The organism is Pseudomonas sp. HMSC066A08 (assembly GCF_001813025.1).
In the GTDB taxonomy this organism is placed as follows: Bacteria; Pseudomonadota; Gammaproteobacteria; order Pseudomonadales; family Pseudomonadaceae; genus Pseudomonas; species Pseudomonas aeruginosa.
In genome coordinates, this window is sequence record NZ_KV811341.1 from 1 (window position 1) to 2459 (window position 2459).

Sequence of the window (2459 nt, forward strand, 5' to 3'; positions counted from 1 at the left end):
GCCCTGCAATTCCTCCGTGAACTGGTGCGGGCGAGGTAGCCATGGCCGAGAGCGAGAGTGGGCAGGACAAGACAGAGGAACCCACGGAGAAACGCCGCCGCGAGGCGCGCGAGAAAGGGCAGTTGCCGCGTTCGCGGGAGTTGAACACCCTGGCCATCCTCATGGCCGGCGCCGGCGGCCTGCTGATCTACGGCGCCGACCTGGCGGGCGCCCTGTTGCGCCTGATGCGCAGCAATTTCGAGCTGTCCCGGGAAACCGCGATGAATACCGAGAGCATGCTGCAATTGCTCGGCGCTTCGGCCTACCTGGCTGCCCAGGGGCTGTGGCCGATCCTGCTGATGCTGCTGGTGGCGGCGATCGTCGGGCCGATCGCCCTCGGCGGCTGGCTGTTCTCGATGGACGCCCTGCAACCCAAGTTCAGCCGGCTCAACCCGCTGTCGGGACTGAAACGGATGTTTTCCGCCAAGTCGCTGCTCGAACTGAGCAAGGCGCTGATCAAGTTCCTGGTGGTGCTGGCGGTGGCACTGCTGGTGCTCTCCGCCGACCGCGACGCCCTTCTGGCCCTGGCGCACCAGCCGCTCGAGCAGGCGATCCTGCACAGCGTGCGGGTGGTCGGCTGGAGCGCCTTCTGGATGGCCTGCAGCCTGCTGCTGATCGCCGCGGTGGACGTGCCCTACCAGATCTGGGACAACCGCCAGAAGCTGCTGATGACCAAGCAGGAAGTCCGCGACGAATACAAGGACTCCGAGGGCAAGCCCGAGGTCAAGTCGAAGATCCGCCAGATGCAGCGCGAGATGGCGCAGAGACGGATGATGGCGGCGGTGCCGGAGGCCGACGTGGTGATCACCAACCCGACCCACTTCGCCGTGGCCCTGAAGTACGACCCGGCGGGTGGCGGGGCGCCACTGCTGCTGGCCAAGGGCAACGATTTCCTGGCCCTGAAGATCCGCGAGGTGGCCCAGGAGCACAAGGTGATGGTCATGGAATCGCCGGCGCTGGCGCGAGCGGTGTACTACTCCACCGAGCTGGACCAGGAAATTCCCGCCGGGCTCTATCTCGCCGTGGCCCAGGTGCTGGCCTATGTCTACCAGCTCAAGCAGTACCAGGCCGGCAAGGGCAAGCGGCCGAGCCCGTTGAAGGACCTGCCGATCCCGCCGGACCTGCGTCGCGATGAGTGACCGGGCTGGAGCTACGCGCCGCGCTGTGGCAGCCTTGGCCGATACCCGCTCGGGATGAGAGCTTTGCCGTTCATGGATCGAACCTTGTCTGATCGTACTTTCCCGCCTGTCCTCCTGTTGCTCGCCCTGGCCTGGCTGCTGCCCTGGATGCCTGCGCACGCCGAAGCGCCGGCGGAATGGGTCGCCTTGCCCCTGTCGGAGCGGGTGGTGGATGCCACCCACACGCTGGACGAGGCGACGCGCCAACGCCTGGTGGAGAAGCTCGAGGCGCTGGAGCGGCGACGCGGTGCGCAGATCGCGGTGGTGATGCTGCCGACTACCGGTACCCTCGATATCGAAGCCTTCTCCGTCAAGCTGTTCCAGGCCTGGAAGCTCGGCCGCAAGGCGGTCGACGACGGTCTGCTGCTGGTGGTGGCCAAGGATGACCGGCGCATGCGCATCGAGGTCGGCTACGGCCTGGAGGGTGCGGTGCCCGACGTGCTCGCCGGACGGATCATTCGCGAGCGGATGGCCCCGGCATTTCGCGAGGGCGACTACGCCGGCGGGATCGAGGCCGCGGTGGACGAGCTGATCCGCCTGGTCGACGGAGAAACGCTGCCGGCGGCCGCGTCGTCGTCGGGTGCGCCGGAAGTCTCGCTGGGGGAATTGCCGGCGGAAGCCTGGGCGCTGCTGGTCGCCTTCATCTACGGATCGTTGGCCGGAGTGCTGTTGAGTGCCCGGGCGCTGCGCTGGCCCTGGCTGCTCGGCGGGGCGCTGCTCTGCTGGCTGCTGGGCACGCTGGCCGGCGCTTCCGGCGAGTGGATGAGCGTGCTGCTGGTCGCGCCGCTGTGCATGCTGGTCGGCGGCGCGACCTTCGGCGCGCTGTGGACGGTGCGCCCGGCCTTCTACCTGGTGATCGGCGTACTGGTCTATGTAGCCCTGCTCGGGGTGGCGGCGCATTGGTTCAGCGCGGTGTCCTTCATCTACGGCCTGCTGTGGCCGGCCGGGGTGCTGATGCTGGCGGTTCTCTGCTGGTCGAACTACCGCCTGATGCGCTCGCTGTGGCGCGAGCGGCGGAAAAGTTTCCACCGCCGACTGTGGGCGTTGCTGGCGGCCTACCTGTTGCTCGGATTGCTGTCCGGTGGCCTGGACGCACCGATGGTCTGGCTGGCCCTGCTACCGTTCCAGCTCATGCTGGGTCTGCTGGTGTTCGGCCAGGTACGCCTGGGTGGGGGTGGTGGAGGCTCGTCGGGAAGCTCCGGCGGCGGTTCCTCCTCTTCCTCCTCTTCCTCCTCTTCCTCC

Annotated in this window: 2 protein-coding genes; both read left to right on the forward strand. The window is 67.7% G+C overall.

Translation table 11 applies throughout. From position 1 onward, the window contains the following. The first annotated feature begins 41 nt into the window (after positions 1–41). Positions 42–1178, forward strand: a complete 1137-nt coding sequence (gene flhB / locus HMPREF2886_RS23205) for a flagellar biosynthesis protein FlhB (protein WP_003083056.1) — start codon at positions 42–44, stop codon at positions 1176–1178. Positions 1179–1250: 72 nt separating this feature from the next. Further along, a partial coding sequence (locus tag HMPREF2886_RS23210) for a TPM domain-containing protein (protein WP_070748496.1) occupies positions 1251–2459 on the forward strand: 1209 nt, incomplete at its 3' end.

Coding starts and splice junctions, on each gene's coding strand:
- flhB (WP_003083056.1), top strand. CDS start 42: ATGGCCGAGAGCGAGAGTGGGCAGGACAAGACAGAGGAACCCACGGAG.